The sequence below is a fragment of the Hwanghaeella grinnelliae genome, from assembly GCF_004005845.1.
Classification (GTDB): domain Bacteria; phylum Pseudomonadota; class Alphaproteobacteria; order UBA8366; family Aestuariispiraceae; genus Hwanghaeella; species Hwanghaeella grinnelliae.
Window position 1 is genome coordinate 462,389 of sequence record NZ_SADE01000001.1, and the last position, 17,717, is coordinate 480,105.

General features: G+C 61.5%; 16 protein-coding genes. 2 read left to right on the forward strand and 14 right to left on the reverse strand.

From position 1 onward, the window contains the following. Positions 1-53 precede the first annotated feature (53 nt). Both EOI86_RS02005 and EOI86_RS02010 read right to left on the reverse strand, forming a co-directional pair. Positions 54-1,304 (reverse strand): branched-chain amino acid ABC transporter substrate-binding protein, encoded by a 1,251-nt coding sequence (locus tag EOI86_RS02005; protein WP_127763474.1) that lies wholly within the window; start codon positions 1,302-1,304, stop codon positions 54-56. Between the two features lie 187 nt (positions 1,305-1,491). After that, on the reverse strand, positions 1,492-2,727 hold the full coding sequence (locus EOI86_RS02010; protein WP_205032017.1) for a branched-chain amino acid ABC transporter substrate-binding protein: 1,236 nt from the start codon (positions 2,725-2,727) through the stop codon (positions 1,492-1,494). Positions 2,728-2,877: 150 nt separating this feature from the next. Between EOI86_RS02010 and EOI86_RS02015 the strand changes: the two genes are divergently transcribed. After that, positions 2,878-3,735, forward strand: a complete 858-nt coding sequence (locus tag EOI86_RS02015) for an enoyl-CoA hydratase/isomerase family protein (protein ID WP_240035552.1) — start codon at positions 2,878-2,880, stop codon at positions 3,733-3,735. 1 nt (position 3,736) lies between these two features. Continuing rightward, positions 3,737-4,945, forward strand: a complete 1,209-nt coding sequence (locus EOI86_RS02020) for a CaiB/BaiF CoA transferase family protein (RefSeq protein WP_127763475.1) — start codon at positions 3,737-3,739, stop codon at positions 4,943-4,945. A 34-nt stretch (positions 4,946-4,979) separates the two neighbouring features. On the opposite strand, the gene EOI86_RS02025 is transcribed toward EOI86_RS02020, so the two are convergent. The 12 genes from EOI86_RS02025 to EOI86_RS02080 form a co-directional block, all read right to left on the reverse strand. Continuing rightward, the gene (locus tag EOI86_RS02025) at positions 4,980-5,792 is read right to left on the reverse strand and encodes a hypothetical protein (RefSeq protein ID WP_127763476.1); all 813 of its coding nucleotides are present in this window, start codon (positions 5,790-5,792) and stop codon (positions 4,980-4,982) included. Further along, a complete protein-coding gene (locus tag EOI86_RS02030; RefSeq protein ID WP_240035553.1) occupies positions 5,789-6,172 on the reverse strand; it encodes a carboxymuconolactone decarboxylase family protein in 384 nt (127 codons plus the stop codon). Before EOI86_RS02030 ends, EOI86_RS02025 begins: the two co-directional genes overlap by 4 nt. Continuing rightward, positions 6,147-6,608: a MerR family transcriptional regulator gene (locus EOI86_RS02035; RefSeq protein WP_127763478.1), complete on the reverse strand. Its 462-nt coding sequence runs from the start codon at positions 6,606-6,608 to the stop codon at positions 6,147-6,149. The genes EOI86_RS02030 and EOI86_RS02035 overlap by 26 nt, the downstream gene beginning before the upstream one ends. Positions 6,609-6,747: 139 nt before the next feature. After that, positions 6,748-8,112 (reverse strand): metal-dependent hydrolase family protein, encoded by a 1,365-nt coding sequence (locus EOI86_RS02040; protein WP_127763479.1) that lies wholly within the window; start codon positions 8,110-8,112, stop codon positions 6,748-6,750. Between the two features lie 56 nt (positions 8,113-8,168). Beyond that, positions 8,169-8,942, reverse strand: coding sequence for an alpha/beta fold hydrolase (locus EOI86_RS02045; RefSeq protein ID WP_127763480.1), 774 nt, complete (start codon positions 8,940-8,942; stop codon positions 8,169-8,171). A gap of 2 nt (positions 8,943-8,944) precedes the next feature. Beyond that, positions 8,945-9,802, reverse strand: a complete 858-nt coding sequence (locus tag EOI86_RS02050; RefSeq protein WP_127763481.1) for a fumarylacetoacetate hydrolase family protein — start codon at positions 9,800-9,802, stop codon at positions 8,945-8,947. 12 nt (positions 9,803-9,814) lie between these two features. Then, positions 9,815-11,290 carry an SRPBCC family protein gene (locus tag EOI86_RS02055; RefSeq protein ID WP_127763482.1) on the reverse strand — a complete coding sequence of 492 codons (1,476 nt, stop codon included), beginning with the start codon at positions 11,288-11,290 and terminating at the stop codon, positions 9,815-9,817. A gap of 3 nt (positions 11,291-11,293) precedes the next feature. Beyond that, positions 11,294-11,731 (reverse strand): SRPBCC family protein, encoded by a 438-nt coding sequence (locus EOI86_RS02060; protein WP_127763483.1) that lies wholly within the window; start codon positions 11,729-11,731, stop codon positions 11,294-11,296. A 2-nt stretch (positions 11,732-11,733) separates the two neighbouring features. Next, positions 11,734-13,788, reverse strand: a complete 2,055-nt coding sequence (locus tag EOI86_RS02065) for a flotillin family protein (protein WP_127763484.1) — start codon at positions 13,786-13,788, stop codon at positions 11,734-11,736. Positions 13,789-13,802: 14 nt separating this feature from the next. After that, complete coding sequence (locus tag EOI86_RS02070; protein ID WP_127763485.1) at positions 13,803-14,651, reverse strand: phosphoenolpyruvate hydrolase family protein; 849 nt, start codon at positions 14,649-14,651, stop codon at positions 13,803-13,805. Then, the gene (locus tag EOI86_RS02075; protein ID WP_127763486.1) at positions 14,638-16,917 is read right to left on the reverse strand and encodes an ABC transporter permease; all 2,280 of its coding nucleotides are present in this window, start codon (positions 16,915-16,917) and stop codon (positions 14,638-14,640) included. The genes EOI86_RS02070 and EOI86_RS02075 overlap by 14 nt, the downstream gene beginning before the upstream one ends. After that, positions 16,910-17,695 (reverse strand): ABC transporter ATP-binding protein, encoded by a 786-nt coding sequence (locus EOI86_RS02080; protein WP_127763487.1) that lies wholly within the window; start codon positions 17,693-17,695, stop codon positions 16,910-16,912. Before EOI86_RS02080 ends, EOI86_RS02075 begins: the two co-directional genes overlap by 8 nt. Between the last annotated feature and the right edge of the window lie 22 nt (positions 17,696-17,717).

The following is a 17,717-nucleotide window of genomic DNA, read 5'->3' on the forward strand; positions in this document are numbered from 1 at the left end:
CGGCGATAAGGTCGAATGACGTCACGCCGGGCCGCCCTTTCGGTCGGCGCGCCTTATGACGGCCGTTTCATCTCGCAACTGGTCGGAAGGTCCTTACCGGCTTCCTTGACCGTTTTCTCGGTCAATAGGCCATAGCCGGAATTGTCGGCATCGACCTCGATGTTTTTATCCGTATGGACGGTGATATTTACGTCCTGGATAATTTGGTGGTCGCTGGCCCGCATATGAACCTTGCGGCCATAGATGTTGGTGAAGTCCATGCCTTCCAGCGCGGTTGCGACCGCTACGGGATCGTCCGTTCCGGCAGCTTCCATCGCCTTCGCCAGCATCTGGATCGTGCCGATGATGCGCGGCTGGTTCAGATCCTTGTCCGGATTGACCTTCTTGAAACCCTCGTTGAAGGCTTTGAACTCGGCGCTGGGTGGGTTGAAGGTGCCTTCGTGAACGACGCGGATGACGTCCACGCCCTTGTCCGCGAAGGTCGCGGTGATACCGTCATGGGCCCCGTAATAGGTGAAGATCGGCGCGTCCACGCCGGCTTCCACGATGGCCTTGCCCAGGCCGACCATGTCCGCCCCCCAGTTGCCGGTGATAACCGCGTCCGCGCCCGATGATTTGATTTTGGTGGCGTAGGGCGTGAAGTCCTTCACTTTGCCGATCGGGTGCAACTCGTTCCCGACGATTTCGATATCGGGGCGTTTGGCACCGATGAACTTCACCGCGGCGGCGGCCACGGCTTTCCCGAAGGAATAGTCCTGCCCGATGATGTAGACCTTTTTGATGTCCTGGTCTTCGGCGATGACGTCGGTCAGCGCGTCCATCTTGATGTCCGCATTGGCGTCGAAGCGGAAGTGCCAGAAATTGCACTTCTCGTTGGTCAGCGCCGGGTCGACCGCCGAATAGTTCAGGAAGATGATGCGCTGGTCCGGATTACGCCGGTTATGCTTGTTGATGGCATCGGTCAATGCGTTGGCGACGCCGGAGCTGTTCCCCTGGACGATATAGTGGATGCCTTCGCTGATCGCGCGCTTCAACTGGATCAGGCTTTCCTTCGGGCTGATCTTGTTGTCCATCGGAACAATTTCGAACATCCGACCGCCAAGCACGCCACCTTTGTCGTTGACCAAGGTCTGCGCTGCATATTCGAAGGTTCGGTAGCCGGATTCACCTGTTGTAGCGAAGGGACCCGACAGCGGGTCGATGAAGGCGATACGGATATTGTCTGCCGCGAAAGACGCGCCGGTAAAGCTTGCGGCCAGTAACGCGGTCGCAGTTAGAGTCCTGACTTTCTTGATAATTCCCATAATTTCCTCCCGTCTAAGGTGAAGCGGCGCTTTGTTTTGATGCCCAACCTTTTCGATTGGATCTGTGCCGTTTCGTTGGCCTTGTTCGACCGTTGGACGAAAGTAGACCCCTAGTGTCGACGAGAATCAAGAAATGACTTTAGGACTAATGCAAAGCCAGGTTGTTGAACACGCGTTCGAAAGCGGATTATTCCGGCCGTTCCATGCGGCAGGATGTGGGCAGAGAAGCACCTGCGGCCGGTACGGTCGATTCGGTCATCAACCCAAAACCTGAATTATCCGCGTCGATCACAATTTCGCGGTTGGTGTGGGTCAGGACGTTGATGTCCTGGATGATCTGATGGTCCGTGGGTCGCATATACAGCTTTCGGCCATAGATATTGGTCATCTCCAGTCCTTCCATAGCGCGTGCAACGGCCACCGGGGTATCGGTCCTGGCCTTTTCCATGGCCTTCGCCAGGAACTGCAGCACGCCGATGATGCGCGGCTGGTTGATGTCCATTTCCGGATTCGCGGTCTTGAAGGCTTTGTTGAAGGTTTCGAAAGCCGGGCTTGGCGGGTTGAATGCGCCTTCGTGGACGACGCGTATCCGGCCTAGCCCCTTTTCGCCGAAGGTCGCAGTAATGCCGTCATGGGCGGCGTAGAAGGTGAAAATCGGCACATCCAGTCCGGTCTCGATGATGGCCTTGCCAAGGCCGACCATATCGACGCCCCAATTGCCCGTGATGACCGCGTCGGCGTGCGAGGCCGCGATTTTCGTCGCATAGGCGGAAAAGTCCTTCACCTTGCCGATCGGGTGCAATTCATTGCCGACGATGGCGATATCCGGCCGTTTGGCGGTCAGGAATTTGACCGCGGCATCGGCGACGGCCTTCCCGAAGGAATAGTCCTGTCCAATGATGTAGACTTTCTTGATGGCCTGGTTCTGGGCGATGACGTCGGTGATCGCGTCCATTTTCATATCCGCATGTGCATCGAAGCGGAAATGCCAGAAATTGCATTTGTCGTTGGTCAGGGCCGGGTCGTTGGCGGAATAGTTCAGGAACAGGACGCGTCGATCCGGATGGCGCCGGTTGTGTTTCTCGACCGCTTCGGTGATGGCGCTGGCGACAGCGGAACTGGCCCCCTGGGCAATATATCGGATACCGTCATCGATGGCGCGTTTCAGTTGGATCAGGCTTTCCTTCGGGCTGCCCTGATTGTCCATCGGGACGATCTCGAACTGTTTCCCGCCCAGAACGCCACCCTTGTCGTTCACCATAAGTTTCGCGGCCAGTTCGAATGTCCGATACCCGGCCTGGCCTGATCGCGCGAAGGGGCCGGACAACGGATCGATGAAGGCGATCCGAATACTTTCGGACGCGTGGGCGGCGCTGATCATTAGGAAAGCAGAAAGGAACAAGGCAAATGCGTTTCGAAACACGGCAAACCTTCAAATGAGTTGGTGTCTGTTGGGGCTCTGGGCGGTTCTTGTCCCTGCGTCACGGCAGTTTTGCAAGCGAAGCCTCATCACTTTCCGGGCAAAGACGGCGATACTCCGAACCGTCTGGTTGATTGACCGGCGCAACGGGTCTTGTACCCTTGTGGTCGATACCGGACCCAGGAACACAAGAACAAGCCCGCAACCGGGCATTTGATAGAGGGAGACGGAACGCTGAGCGAACTGCTTTACGAAGTCCACGGGGAAATCGGCGTGGTAACGCTGAACAGGCCCGAGGCACGGAACGCGCTGACTTTCGGCATGTATGAAGGCTTGGCCAAAATCTGCCGGGAAACGGAAATCGGCGGGCCGGTCAAAGCCATCGTGGTGCAGGGCGCCGGTGGCAAAGCCTTTGCGGCCGGAACGGATATTTCCCAATTCCGGGCCTTTGGCGAGCCGGACGACGCGCGGCGTTATGAATCCACCATGGACGAAGTGCTGACCGATATCGAGAAATGCCCGGTGCCGACCATCGCGGCGATCACCGGTGCTTGCACCGGCGGCGGGGCCGCCATCGCGGCGACCTGCGATATACGGATCACGGATGAGCGCCTACGCTATGGGTTCCCCATCGCCCGCACGCTGGGCAATTGCCTTTCGATCGCCAATCTCGGCCGGCTGGCGCCGCTGATCGGCGTCGGGCGCTTGAAGGAGATCCTGCTGACGACACGGTTGATAGAGGCGCAGGAAGCGCTTGCCATCGGCTTGGTGTCCGAAGTTCTGCCGGATGCGGACGCGGTCCGGGCCCGCGCAATGGAGTTGGCCGAAATGCTCGCCGGAAATGCGCCGCTTTGCATGCGGGCGACCAAGGAAGGGATTCGCCGCCTTCGCGTCGACGGTACCGAAGCGAGCGGCGACGACTTCATCGTCGAATGCTATATGAGCGATGATTTCAAGGAGGGTATCGAGGCTTTCCTGGGCAAGCGCAAACCCACCTGGCGGGGGCGCTGACATGGTTGGACCGTTAGAAGGCTGCCGGGTACTGGAACTGACCCATATCATGGCGGGACCGACCTGCGGGATGATGCTGGCGGATATGGGGGCCGACGTCATCAAGGTCGAAAAGCCGACCGGTGATGACACGCGACGCCTTACACCGCCCACCATCAACGGCGAAAGCGCCGCGTTCCTGATGATGAACCGCAATAAGCGGGGCCTGGCATTGGACCTGAAGCAGGATTCCGCGCGCGATGCGCTGAAGACGCTGTTGAAGGACGCGGATGTGGTGATCGAGAATTTCCGCGGCGGCACGATGGAACGCCTGGGCCTCGGTTACGAAACGCTGAAGGAGGAAAACCCGGGGCTGATTTTCGTTTCGATATCCGGCTTCGGACGTACCGGCCCTTATGCCGCCCGCGGCGGATTCGACCTGATCGCGCAGGGCATGTCCGGCATCATGACGATCACCGGCGAAGGACCCGGTCGGCCGCCGGTGAAGGTCGGCGCGCCTCTGTCGGACATCACCGCCGGAATCATCGCGGCGATGGCGGTGTCGGCCGCCTATGCCCATAAGCTTAAGACGGGGGAGGGGCAAAAGGTCGATACGTCCCTTTTCGAAGCGGCGATCACACATACCTATTGGCAATCGGCAATCGCTTTCGCGACGGGTGAGACGCCGCATCCGCTGGGCTCGGCCCATCCGTTGAGTGCGCCCTACCAAGCGTTCCAGACATCCGACGGCTGGATCAACCTTGGGGCCGCGAACCAAAGGAACTGGGAAAAGCTGGTCACCTGCATCGGTGCGCCCGAATTGAACGAAGACCCGCGTTTCGTAAGCAATCACGAGCGCATGCATAACCTGCCGGCTTTGGAGGAAGAGTTGAACAAGGTCTTCCGGCAACGCACGACGGAAGATTGGTTGGCCGCGCTTGAGGAAGCGGGCGTGCCTGCCGGTCCGGTATTGACGGTCAATGAAATGCACGAGGACCCCCAGGCCTTGGCCCGGGAAATGATCGTGGAAACGGACCATCCCGTGGCGGGCATGACGAAGGCGCTCGGTCTGCCGGTCAAGTTTTCTGAAACGCCGGGGGGCATCGAACGGCCGGCGCCGCTATTGGGTCAACACTCCGTCGAGGTTTTGGCGGAAGGCGGCTACGGCGCCGATGAGATCGAGGCGATGATCGCGTCCGGCGCCGTTATCCAGACCTTACCGCCAGGTTAGAGAGGCCAGTAAACAAGCAGGTTGCAAAACCGGGCTAGAGCGGGATGTGGAAAATCGCGCCCTCACCCCAGGTTGCGGTCATGACCGCCGTTTCATCCGGCGTAACGACCAGACCGACCGGGCTGGACAATCCGCCGGCCAGGGGCTTGGACCCGCCATCCATCAGGATCTCTCGAACCGTCGTGCCGCCGTAGTCGACGACGAAGACGCGGCCGGTCTTTGTCATCGCGACGCCCGGGCCGGGTGTCCTGAATTCCTGTCCCGCCTCGACCCGCGTCCCGTCCGGACGCAGGATCGTGACGCCGCCGCCGATATTGGAGACGACGAATCCGCCATCCGGTGTCTGGACGACTCCGACGGGCGTGCGCAAGTCATCGATGACGGGGGTGAGCGTGCCGTCCTCGACCGCGAGGATCTGGTTCGTTCGGCGGTTCGCCACCATCAGCCGGCCGGCGAGGTCGAAGCTCAATCCCGCCGGCGTCGCCAGGCCCGTCACATGAGTGCCGCGGACACCGTCCGCCGAGAAACGCCAGATCACGTCAGTGGAATAGGAGGCGACGAAGATCGTCCCATCGGGCGCGATGGCGAGGCCGGAGGGCCCCGCCAATCCTTCGGCGAAGACCTCCCGCCCACCGTCGGGGGCGAACCGGCTGATCCGACCCGGCCCCCATTCGGCGACGAACAGGTGGCCCTGGGCGTCGAAGGCCATACCGACGGGCGATCCGATGCCGTCCCAAAGGCGCCTGGGCGTTGCGGCGGTGGCATGAGCCGGACCCGCAAGGCCGCCGGTTAGGATGAAGGGCGCGGCGAGTGCCTGCGCGATGATACGGCGTCGCGTCGTCTTCATGGCCGTGCCTCGATCTTCTCCGCGTCCCTGGACGCAAAGACTTCCTTCGCCGCGAACAATCCGTTCAGGGCCGCGGGAAAGCCTGCATAGACGGCCATTTGCATCAGGATTTCCGTGATCTCCTCCCGCGACAGGCCGACGTTCAATCCCGCCGCGATATGGATCTTCAACTGCGGTTGGGCCGTGCCCATGGCCGCCAGCGCGGCGATGGTCGAGACCTCCCGATCCCGCCGCGCAAGCCCGGGGCGGGAATAGATGTCGCCGAAGGGGAATTCGAACAGATAGTCGGCAAAGTCCGGAGAGATATCGGCCAGCGCGTCGATCACGGCCTGGCCGGCCGCGCCGTCGATAGCCTCAAGTGCGCGCCGCCCGCGTGCCAATCTTGTTTCGGGATCCGGTCTGTTTTCCGGCGCGGCTCCGGTTTCCCGGGGAAGGGGGTCGTGTATCGTCATGCTTTCGCGTCCTTTTTTCGAGATCGACATAAGTGTCGATCTTGGTGTCGAGGACGAGAAGCGAGGCTTGCAGATCGGCCAGATGGGCGCGCACCCGGTCACGGTGCATTTCCAAAATCTCCCGTCGTTCCGGACCGGTATGATCACCCTTTGTGCGAAGCTCCGCATACCGCAGCATTTCGCGGATCGGCATGCCGGTGGTCTTCAGGCGTTCCAAGAACCCGATCCAGACAAGAACCGAACCGTCATAGTCACGTTGCCCGCTGGCATCGCGGTCTGCGGGCGGCAGCAGCCCGATCCGCTCATAGTAGCGGATTGTGTGGACCGATAACCCAGTGCGTTTTCCAAGCTCGCCGATCTTCATGACACCTTGCTTCTCATCAAGACGCGACCGACCCTAGGGGTTCGAGTGTACTCTAAGTCAAGAAGTTTCTTGTACGGATAGCATGGGCCGTCACCCACCCTGGTGAGCGGGTGTCACATGTACGTCCTTGGGCTGGATATCAGGCGGTCCGGCGATGTTCGTAGGCGCCCAGTTCCGGGGCCTTGTGGAACTTGCCGTCCTTCATGATGGCGACAAGGCGCGCATGGTCCTGCAGCAGCTTCACGTCGCGGGACGGGTCGCCATCCACCAGCAGCATATCGGCAAGGTTGCCTTCGCGGATCGTGCCCAGGCCATTCTCTTTTCCCAGACGCAGGCCCATCAATTGGCCGCCATACATGGTGGCCGCACGGATCGCTTCCAGCGGCGTGAAGCCCAGCATGTCGACGAAATATTCCAGGTCCGTGGCATTGGTGCCGTGCGGGGTCCAGGCGAAACCGTAGTCGCCGCCGATCAAGACGCGGATGCCGCGCTTGTGCATCTCCTTCATGGACTCGATGGCGTGTTCCAACTCGCGCTCGTACATGTCGGTCAGCGGCGTGCCGGGCGTGATGCCGTATTCTCCGGCATTGCGGGCCGTGTTGATCAGCCAGGCGATGGCGGGGGCGACGAAATGCTTGTCCTTGTTCGCCTCCAGCATGTCCATGCTTTCATTGTCATGGAACGAGGCATGGTAGATTACTTCGATCCCGTATTTAACGCAGCGCTTGACCGATTCCTTCGACCGGGCATGCGCGGCCATGGCGCGGTGACGTCCCTTGGCTTCCGCCGCGATGATGGCAAGCTCGTCGTCGGCAAATTGGTTTTCTTCCGCGCCCATACCGGTGATCTCTTCACCGGACAAATTGATCTTGATGGTGTCGACGCCGATTTTCATCATCTCGCGCGTTTTCCGGCGGCAATCCTCGACGCCGGACACGACGATCCCCAGATTGAGGCCCTCATGCGGGATATGCGGCAGGGATGCATCGCCCAAACCGCCGACGGAGGTCAGTTCCGGTGTCGCCGCGGTATAGCGCGGGCCGGGCACCTTGCCTGCGTTGATCGCATCGCGGATGACGACATCCAGCCGGGGTTTCGCGGCGGCTGCGCCGTAACCGGCGGTGAAGCCGGAATCCAGCAGGATTTTCGCCATATAGACGCAATTCAGCATATGTTCTTCGATCGGCATCATCTGGATCGGGTTAATGCCGGGCGCGTTGTTCCAGCTGAGGTGCAGATGCGCGTCGATCAGGCCGGGCATCAGGGTCATGCCGCGACCGTCGATCCGCTGACCGCCATTGCTGTTCCAGCCATAGCTGCCTTGGCCGAAGCCGCCGCCTGAGCGCTGGACCGATTTGATACGGTTACCGGAAACGGTCACCTCGCCGTTGAACGGCTGTTCGCCGGTGCCGTCGATGATCCGAACATTGGTGAAGACAATATCGGACGACCCGTTGCCGTTACCGTTGCCGCCGCCCCATCCGCCAAAAGTCGACTCAGCCATGGTTCAATCTCCTCCATAGGGCCGCGTTCGATGCGCGGCCGCCTTCAGATGCTTGTTCAATGCAAATGTTCTTTTAATAGGGACGCCGTTCTTCCGGGCGCTTCCATCATCATCCAATGGGCGACGTCTGGAATGACTTCCAGTCGTGCGCCCGTAATCGCCTGCGCCAGGGCTTTGCCCATTGGCACTGGCGCTACGGGGTCCTTTTCCCCCGCTATCAGCAAGGTGGGCGCCTTGATCGCATCGTGGCGCGCCGGTTTCGCCTCGCTTAAGGCGATGCAATGGTCCGCATAGCCACGCGGGTCCTGCCGCATCAGGCTCTCCCGCACAAAGGCAGGGACCACCGGGTTGGCCTTGCGTGAGGCTTCCGAAACGCTGCCGTGCGACACGGCATCGGCAATGCCCGCCATACCGTTCGTCCGCGCCGCTTCCGCCCGCTCTTTCAAGCCGGCCCGCGCGGCAATAGGCGGTTCCAGTATAGGCCCCATCAGGGTGAGGGCAGTGACGCATTCAGGGTGCTGGGCGGCGATGTATTGGCACACCAGCGTTCCCATGGAATGGCCGACGAAATGGGCCTTGGCGACGCCGGCGGCGCGCAAGGCGTCCAGAACGTTGTCGGCCATGCCCTGTATGCCGGACCGGCCGGGCCGGATCGGGGAGCGCCCCGCGCCGGGCAGGTCCGGGCGCAGGACGCGGAATCCTTCCATGATCCCCATCAGGGGCTGGAAGCTGTTTGAATCCCCACCCAGGCCATGCACCATCACAACCGCCGGCCCGGTATCCGGCCCGGTAACTTCCATGATCATGCTGCCCAGGCTGCGATCGGTCATGATCAAATCGCCTCGACTGGGTTTTCCAAGGTACCGATACCGGCGATCTCGACCTTCACATTATCACCGGGGGTCAGGTATTTCGGCGGTTTGAAACCGATGCCGACGCCCGCCGGTGTGCCGGTGGCGATAACGTCGCCCGGCATAAGCGTGATGCCGTTCGAAATTGCCGCGATGATCGTTGGGACATCGAAGATCAGCAGGCTGGTATTCGAATCCTGACGAAGTTCTCCGTTGACCCAGCACTTGACCGTCGTGTCGCCCAGGTCGATCTCATCCGCAGTGACGGCGACGGGACCCATGGGGCAGAACGTGTCCTGCGACTTTCCGATCAGCCATTGGCTGTGTTTGCCTTGCAGATCGCGGGCCGTGACATCGTTGATGACCGTGTATCCCCAAACATGGGAAAGAGCATCTTCCTTGGATATGTTGCGGCCGGACTTGCCGATGATGACGCCCAGTTCCGCTTCATAGTCGACGGCGGTCGTGACCGAGGAATCCATCTTGATGGCGGCGCCGTCCGGAACCACCGTTTCCGGCAATTTGGAGAAAACGATGGGCGCTTCCGGGACCGCACCCTTGGCGGCGGAACTGTCGAAACCGGAATTCGCAAATTCGTGGGCGTGTTCGTGATAATTCTTGCCGACGCAGAAGATGTTCCGATGTGGCCGGGGGATCGGCGCGCAGATTTTCACGTCGCCGATGGGAATGGTGTCCAAGGTGCCTGGAACATCGCGCCCAATCAGGGCGGCGACGCCGTTGCCATCCGCGGCAAGATCAAGGCGGTCAACCGTGTCGCCATTGCCCGACAGTTTGCCCAAATGGGTGCCGCCTTGCCATTCGAATACGCAGAACTTCATCACTTATCCTCTTCAGGTTTGGTCCGGTATCAGGATGGTTGATCCGGTGGTTTCGCGTGCTTCCAAAGCGCGATGCGCTTCCGCGGCGTCGCTCAATTTATACTTCTGTCCGATTTCGACTTTGACGGTGCCGCTTCGGATCGCGTCGAAAAGGTCGGCTGAAATCGCGGCGATCTTTTCCGGCGTGTCGGTGTAGTGACCGTAATTGGGGCGCGACAGCGTGACCGATTTGGACGCCAGGGAACTGACATTCCAGGACCCGATATCGCCGGACGCCTGACCGAAACTGACCAAGTGCCCGGGGGTCGCGAGCGCGGCAATGGAATGCGCGAAGCTGTCCTTGCCGACTGCATCGTAAATGACATCCGCGCCATGCCCTTTGGTCAGGTCCATGACTTGTTCTTCCAGGCTCTTCTCGCCCGGCGTAACGACGTGGTGGGCGCCGGCGGCGCGTGCGATCCGGGCCTTCGCTTCGGATGAGGTCGCGCCGATGACGGTCGCGCCCATTCGGTTTGCCCATTGGCACAGCATCCGGCCGACACCGCCCGCCGGCGCGTAGATCAGAACGGTCTGCTTCGGGCGCACGGCATGAACCTGATGCAGCAGAAATTGGGCCGTCATGCCTTTCAACAAGCCTGCCGCTGCCGTCTCATCGTCGATCCAGTCAGGCAGAGGAATAACCAGCGCCGCACCCATGGTGCGGTGGCTGGTATAGGCACCGACCGGCGGGCAGGCATAGGCGACGCGCTGACCTTCACGCAGATGGCTGACGCCGGGCCCGATATCGATAACCTCGCCGGCGGCTTCCATGCCGGGCGCCTGCGGCGGTTCCAACAGCTTGAAGTAACCGGTGCGGCAATAGACGTCGATATAGTTGACGCCGATGGCTGTTTGTTTGATCCGAACCTGGCCGGGCCCGGGTGCCGGTGCCTTGATCTTGGCCGCGTGCAGCTCTTCCGGTCCGCCGTGACGGTCGATAACCATGGCCGTCCCGTCGATTCCGTTGCCTGCCGAAAGGGCCGGAGCGGCGATACCTGTGCCGGGTCTGGTCCGTTCGACCCGTTCGCGGACGGCTTCGAACCCGGCTTCGTAGACGCCCTGGGTAACCAAATCCCGCAATTCGTTTTCCTGGCCGGGCGGCGTATCGAATTTGGATGACCAGTGCCAGAAGGTTCTGTTGCCATCGGTGATCGGTTTGAGGCGCACCTCCGCCAAGTAGTTCTGCAACGGTACGTCCGCGTCGACGATGGCGTAACGGAACCGGTGTTCCTTGTCGGACAGGGACAGCAATTGTTCGCGGATCCGCTCGCCGCCTTGAAGCGTGAAGTTCCGGACCGCGCCGACTTGGTCGGTCTGTCGTCCGGCTTCCAGGCTGCTGCGGCGCACCGCCGGGTGCCAGCGGTCGTGGCCGTTGAAATCGCGCAGCACGTCCCAGACCGCCGCAATGGGCGCGTCTATGACTGTGCTGCACTCGACCTTGACCGACATGGATCAGCTCCCGAATTTTTCTTTCAGGGCGTTGAAGCCGCCCTGGAAGACGCCGTTGCCGACCAGGTCGGTCAGCTCGGATTCGCGACCGGGCGCGCAGTCGAATTCCGCCGACCATTCGGCGAAGGTGCGGTTGCCGTCGGTGATCGGGGTCAGTTTCAGGGTCGCGACATAGTTTTCCACGCCCATCGGGCTTTCCAGGATCGAATAGGTGCAGGAAAAATCATAGTCGCTGAGTGCCAGCAACTGCTCGCGGATAAAGCCGCCATCCTTCAGACGGAAGGCGCGGACGCATCCGACCTGGTCCGATGGCTGGCCGCCCTCAATCCGGCTTTCGGCAATCGCCGGATGCCAGTTGGGCAGGGCGTTGAAGTCCCGCACGGCCGCCCAGAGGCGGTCGGCGGGCGCTTCGATGACGGAAGATGTATAGACCTCGACCATGATCAATCGTCCGACTTATCGGTCTTGTTGGACTTGGCGAGACTTTGGGCGTCCTTCGCGCTGCGGAAGATATCACCCATCTTGGCGACATTCGGATTTTCGACGCCGATCTCCTTCATCAACTCGTCGATCAGCGGGGCCTGGGCCCGATAGCGCAGCGCGCTTTCGATGACTTCGTCCGTCGGCGACCGACTGCCGCCGCCACCGCCGCCGGTCAGCCCGTCCACATGCAGGATCTTGATGCCTTCGATGTTCTCCATCGGCTTGACGCTTTCCCGCACGATACCTTCCAAACGGTCGATCATCTTCGACCGCAGCTGGCCGGCGCGCGCATCCTCGGTCAGGATGTTCTCCGCCTCGTTCTTCAGGCGTTGTGCTTCGGCCGCGACCGCCGCCGTGACCTTGTCGGCCTCGGCCGCGATTTGGCGGGTGTCCGCGTCCTTGCGGGCGATCATGCGATCGATGGATGCAAGGCGTTCGGCAACTTCGGTTTCGCGCGTGGTGTTGACCTTTTCCTCGGCCTCCACCGCGCGGGCACGGACCGCTTCCACACCGACGCGGGTTTCCGCTTCCTCGGCCTGCTTCTGCAGCACGGCGATCTGACGTTCGATTTCCGCCAGTTCCAGAACCTGCGCGCGCTCGACCTCAAGCCGCTTCAAATCGCGGTCCTGCACGATGCGCGCTTCTTCCAAACCACGGTCGGACGCGATACGGGCGCGTTCGATTTCCTCGCGGGCTGAGATCTCCGCTTCCTCGATGGTTTGACGCTGGGCGATCTGTTGCGAGCGCAGCAGGCGGTCGCGTTCGATGCGGGCCTTGTCCAAGGTCTGGTCCAGGGAAATCCGGGCGGTTTCGACGGCCTTGTTGGCGCCGATCTTGGCGGTCTCGATTTCCTGGCCGCGGGCGATGTCGCGGGCCTCGGTTTCCTGATCGGCCATGATCCGCGCTTCGCGCAACTGACGCTCGGACACGATTTTCGACCGCTCAAGATCTTCGTTCGCAGTAATTTCGGAGCTTTCGACGTCGTGGCGCTGTTTGATCTGTTCCTGACGGATCAACCGTTCGCGCTCGATGCGGGATTTCTCCAGGGATTGTTCCTGCGCGATGCGGGCCTGTTCGACCTCCTGATGCGCCTTGATTTCTTCTTCTTCCAGCGACCGGCGCTGTTCGATTTCGTAGGTCCGGGTTTCCCGGTCCGTCGTGATACGGGACCGTTCGATTTCCGCCTGGCGGGTGACGCGGGTGCGTTCTATCTCCGCCCGTTGCTCGGCCCGCAAGGATTCCAGCGTGCGTTCCTGGTTCAGGCGGGAGCTTTCGCTCTCCTCCTCAAGCTTCAGGGTTTCCTTTTCCGCTTCCAAATTCCGGGTACGGATCGCCAGCATGGAGGACTGTTCAATATCGTTGCGCAACTTGCGGCGGGACTCGATGGTCTCGATCAGCTGCGTCAAACCTTCGGCGTCGAACCGGTTGGCCGGGTTGAAGAATTCCAGGTTGGTCTGGTCCAGATCCGTGATCGCGACCGATTCAAGTTCCAATCCGTTCTTGGCCAAGGCTTCAGCCGCACGTTTCTCGACGATCTCGACATAGTCGCCGCGCTTCTCGTGCATTTCGTCCAGGCTCAGTTCCGCTGCGACGGACCGCAACGCACTGATGAATTTCCCGGACAACAGTTCGGCCAGTTGGGCCGGATCCGTCGTGCGGCGACCGAGGGTCGAGGCCGCGGCTGCAACCGCCGTCTTTTCCTGCACCACGCGGACGAAGAAGTCGGCTTCGATATCGACCCGCATGCGGTCACGGGTGATGACCGCCTCTTCCTTGGTGCGGGCGATTGGGATGCGGACGACGTTCAGGTTGACCGGCGTCACCTCGTGGACGATCGGCAACACCAGTGCGCCGCCATTTATCACGACCTTTTCCCCGCCGAAGCCGGTGCGGACGAAGGCTTCTTCCTTGGTGGAGCGGTGATATAGCCAGTTCAGCAAATAGACGGCCACGACGATCACGATGATCGCGACGATGAGCCAGAGAATGATCGATCCTATCAGACCGGTAGTCATGGTCTTTCTCCCCCTCAGCCGGTTTTGCCCGAGGCAGTGGTAATTGCCTTGAAGGCTTTTGTTTGTTCGGTAAGCGCGATTTCGGTCGGCAGACGCTCCATCGAGGAGGCGCCGTAGAAACCGTGGCAGTGATCGGTATTGTCCAAGATGTACTGGGCGTCATCGGGCATCGCGACTGGGCCCCCATGAACAAGCACGAGGACTTCCGGGTTAACCCGCCGCGCGGCCTCGGACCAGGCGTTCACCATGGCAGGGCAATCTTCCAGCTTCAGCGAGGTTTCGGCCCCGATGGAACCACCGGTCGTCAATCCCATATGGCAGACGATGATATCCGCGCCGGCCGCTGCCATGGCGGTGGCCTCGTCCTCATTGAAGACGTAAGGCGTGGTCAGCAGGTCCTTTTCGTGGGCCATGCGGATCATGTCGACCTCCTGACCATAGGACATGCCGGTTTCTTCCAGATTGGCGCGGAAGGTGCCGTCGATCAGCCCGACCGTCGGGAAGTTCTGGACGCCGGAAAACCCGACGGCTTTCACCCGGTCGAGATATTCGTCGAAGATGCAGAAGGGATCGGTACCGTTCACGCCCGCCAGGACCGGCGTGTTTTGCACCACCGGCAGAACTTCATGCGCCATTTCCATGACGATGTCGTTGGCGTTGCCATAGGCCATCAGGCCCGAGAGCGACCCGCGGCCCGCCATCCGGTAACGGCCGGAGTTGTAAATCACGATCAGGTCGATGCCGCCGGCTTCTTCACACTTGGCCGACAGGCCCGTGCCCGCGCCGCCGCCGATTATCGGCTGGCCGTTCCGCCGCATGGTGTGAAACTTTTCAAGAAGTGTCTTTCGCTCAATGCGCGGCATTGCGGGCCTCTCTTCTCATCGGATTGATTTCGTCCAACGCCCTGACGGCCGCATCCGCGAAGCCGGGGTCGTTGATGTGATGGGGAACCCGGACCAAACGCCGGTTCGGGCTTTCCTGGAAGTTGCGGGCGATCGCCTCGAACAGGGCTGCGTCGGCTTCCGGATCGTGGAAAGCCTGGCCCGGCGCGTCGAGCGCGGAAACGCCTTTTTCTGGGATCAGGAAACGCACCGGTCCGTCCATGCGATTCAGGCGTTCGACGATCCATTCGCCCATGCGGACATTCTCGTCCCGCGTGGTGCGCATCAGGGTGACCTGCGGATTATGTTCGACGAAGGTCCGGTTGTTGTATTTCTCGGGCACGGTATCGCGCGCGCCGAAGTTCACCATGTCGAGTGCGCCGACGGAACCGACATAGGGAATGCGGGTGCGGATGAAGGCGCCGAAACGGTCCTCGTCGGCCGCGAACACGCCGCCCATCATCATGTCGCAGACCTCGGTCGTGGTCAGGTCGATGGCCGCCGACAGCATGCCGCTATCGGCCAGTTTTTCCATCGACTTTCCGCCGACCCCGGTGGCGTGGAAGACCAGGCAATCGTAGCGGTCTTCCAATTGCGCCGTGATCTGCTGGACCGCCGTTGTGGTGACCCCGAACATGGTCAGTCCAAGGCCGGGTTTGTCTGTAGAGGCCGGACGCTCGGTGCGGGCCGATTTGACCATCCCGGCGATGGCGTTAGCGCCGTTGGCCAAAACGCGGCGGGAGATTTGGTTCAAGCCCTGCACGTCGGTGACGGAATACATCATCATGATGTCAGCCGGGCCGACATACTGGCCGACATCGCCGGAAGCGACGGTGGAGATCATGACCTTAGGCACGCCGATGGGCAGGCGCCGCATTGCTGGCGTGGCGAGCGCCGTGCCGCCGGACCCGGCCGCCGAGATCACGCCGCCGATGCCGCGTTGCCGGGGCAGCCAGTTTTCGAACGCCTCCTGCATGGCGCGGATGGATGCACCGCGATCACCGCTGAAGACCGATCCCGCGCCACCGCGCGCATAGGCCGCGACCATGTGCGGCGGGACGTCGGCTGAGGATGGTTTGCCAGATGTGGACAGGTCTACGGTGCGGACGCTGAGGCCCCGCTCGACGATCCGGTCGCGGATATAGTTCAATTCCGCGCCCTTGGTATCGAAGGTGCCGACGACATAGACATCGTCGCCGCGCAACAATTCCAGCGGGGTCAGCGGTTCCGCGAAAACCGGTTCCGGCTTCGCGTCGAAGGGGCGGGCCGGTTTCGCCACGGTTTGCTTCGCCGGGCGTTCGCCCGGTTTGCCGTCCTGCCAATGGGCGCTCGACCAACGGGTCGGCGGCACATAGACCAGTGTCGATTTTTCGTCCGGCGCGGTTTCTTCCGTCCGGTCGTCTTGGGGTTCCTCCCGCTCCACGACCGGTTCTTCGGTGTCATCGGGCTTTGCAGCGGATGTTTCCTGTGGTGCTGATGCGGGGATCATCGGCAGGTCGACATCGTCGTGCGAATGGCGCCCGACACCCAGAAGACGTTCTTGCAAGGTGCGGTCGGCGGCCAATTGCTTGGCGGGCATCACATTGCCCACGCGCCCGTTCACCATGATCGCGACGTCTTCGGAGACGGAGGTGGCGACGGCAATATTCTGTTCGATCAACAGGATCGTCACATCGCTTTCTTCCGCCAATGTCCGCAGCAGGTTTTCGACCTGATCGACGATGACGGGGGCGAGTCCTTCGGTGGGCTCATCCAGGATCAACAGGCTTGGGTCCTGCAGCAAGGCGCGGGAGATCGCGACCATCTGCTGTTCGCCGCCGGAAAGCTGACCGGCCCCATTGCGACGGCGTTCGTATAGGCGGGGGAATGTGTCGTAGACGCGGTCGATGGTCCAACTGCGGCCGCTGCCGGAAACCAAGCGCAAATGCTCTTCCACCGTTAGCGAGGGCCACAGGCGGCGCCCCTGTGGGCAATAGCCGACCCCGATGGACGAAATCCGATGGGTTGGCTGGCCGGTGATTTCCTGGCCTTCGAACTGAACCGATCCGCGCCGTGCGGGCAGCAGCCCCATGATGGCGTTGCACAGTGTCGTCTTGCCCATGCCGTTCCGGCCGACGATGGACAGCACGCCGCGGTCGAGCGTCAGGTTCACGCCCTGCAGCGCATGCGAATGCCCGTAATAGACATGCAGGTCCCGAACCTGCAGGACCGGGGCGTTGGAATTTCCGCGGCGGTTGCGATCAGCCATGACCATGCCCCAGATAAAGTTCCTGTACCTCCGGATCGTTTTCGATCTCTTCCGGTGTGCCTTCCTTAAAGATCCGGCCGTTATGCATCATGGTGACCGACTCCGAGACGCGCAGCGCCACATCCATGTCGTGTTCGATGATGATGAAGCCGATATGGTCTGGCAGCGCCTGAAGGATTTCGACCAGTTCGGTTCGCTCCGTCGGGGAAAGACCGGCGGCGGGTTCGTCGAACAGGATCAGACGCGGCGCGCCGGCCAGCGCCAGCGCGATTTCCAACTGCCGCTGCTGGCCGTGGCTCAAATCCCCGACGGGCGTGTCGCGTACATTGTCCAGATGGACGGCGGAAAGAAGGGTTTCGGCGGCTTCCATGCCGCTGTCGTCCTTGCGGGGGCGGCGCAGGGAGAATCTCCCGCGGCTCACGCCCCGGCAGGCGAGATAGATATTGTCGATGACGCTGAGGCCGCCGAACAGAAGGGAAATCTGGTAGGTGCGGCGAAGGCCGCGACGGATCCGCTCATGAACCGGCAGATCCGTCACGTCTTCTCCGAACAGACGCACGCGACCGGTGGTCGGGGGAAAGTCCCCGGTGATCGCGTTGAACAGGGTGGTCTTGCCCGCACCGTTGGACCCCAGGACCGCCCGCCGCTCACCCGCCTTGACGGTCAGGTTGATGTCCGCCAGCGCCACGAGCGCGCCGAAATGGCGGCTCACGGCCTCAAGTTCCAGCGCGTAAAGGCCGGCACTTTGCAGACGGGAGAGGGCGGAGGTCGAAGGCATTGTCTTTATTCTTCCAACGATG

Excerpts from the sequence above, each read along its gene's own strand:
- EOI86_RS02045 (WP_127763480.1), bottom strand. The coding sequence starts at position 8,942 with ATGACCGATCGCAGCCTGGGCAGCATGATCATGGAAGTTACCGGGCCG.
- EOI86_RS02005 (WP_127763474.1), bottom strand. The coding sequence starts at position 1,304 with ATGGGAATTATCAAGAAAGTCAGGACTCTAACTGCGACCGCGTTACTG.
- EOI86_RS02070 (WP_127763485.1), bottom strand. The coding sequence starts at position 14,651 with ATGCCGCGCATTGAGCGAAAGACACTTCTTGAAAAGTTTCACACCATG.
- EOI86_RS02080 (WP_127763487.1), bottom strand. The coding sequence starts at position 17,695 with ATGCCTTCGACCTCCGCCCTCTCCCGTCTGCAAAGTGCCGGCCTTTAC.
- EOI86_RS02060 (WP_127763483.1), bottom strand. The coding sequence starts at position 11,731 with ATGGTCGAGGTCTATACATCTTCCGTCATCGAAGCGCCCGCCGACCGC.
- EOI86_RS02075 (WP_127763486.1), bottom strand. The coding sequence starts at position 16,917 with ATGGCTGATCGCAACCGCCGCGGAAATTCCAACGCCCCGGTCCTGCAG.
- EOI86_RS02020 (WP_127763475.1), top strand. The coding sequence starts at position 3,737 with ATGGTTGGACCGTTAGAAGGCTGCCGGGTACTGGAACTGACCCATATC.
- EOI86_RS02040 (WP_127763479.1), bottom strand. The coding sequence starts at position 8,112 with ATGGCTGAGTCGACTTTTGGCGGATGGGGCGGCGGCAACGGTAACGGC.
- EOI86_RS02035 (WP_127763478.1), bottom strand. The coding sequence starts at position 6,608 with ATGAAGATCGGCGAGCTTGGAAAACGCACTGGGTTATCGGTCCACACA.
- EOI86_RS02065 (WP_127763484.1), bottom strand. The coding sequence starts at position 13,788 with ATGACTACCGGTCTGATAGGATCGATCATTCTCTGGCTCATCGTCGCG.
- EOI86_RS02055 (WP_127763482.1), bottom strand. The coding sequence starts at position 11,290 with ATGTCGGTCAAGGTCGAGTGCAGCACAGTCATAGACGCGCCCATTGCG.
- EOI86_RS02025 (WP_127763476.1), bottom strand. The coding sequence starts at position 5,792 with ATGAAGACGACGCGACGCCGTATCATCGCGCAGGCACTCGCCGCGCCC.
- EOI86_RS02050 (WP_127763481.1), bottom strand. The coding sequence starts at position 9,802 with ATGAAGTTCTGCGTATTCGAATGGCAAGGCGGCACCCATTTGGGCAAA.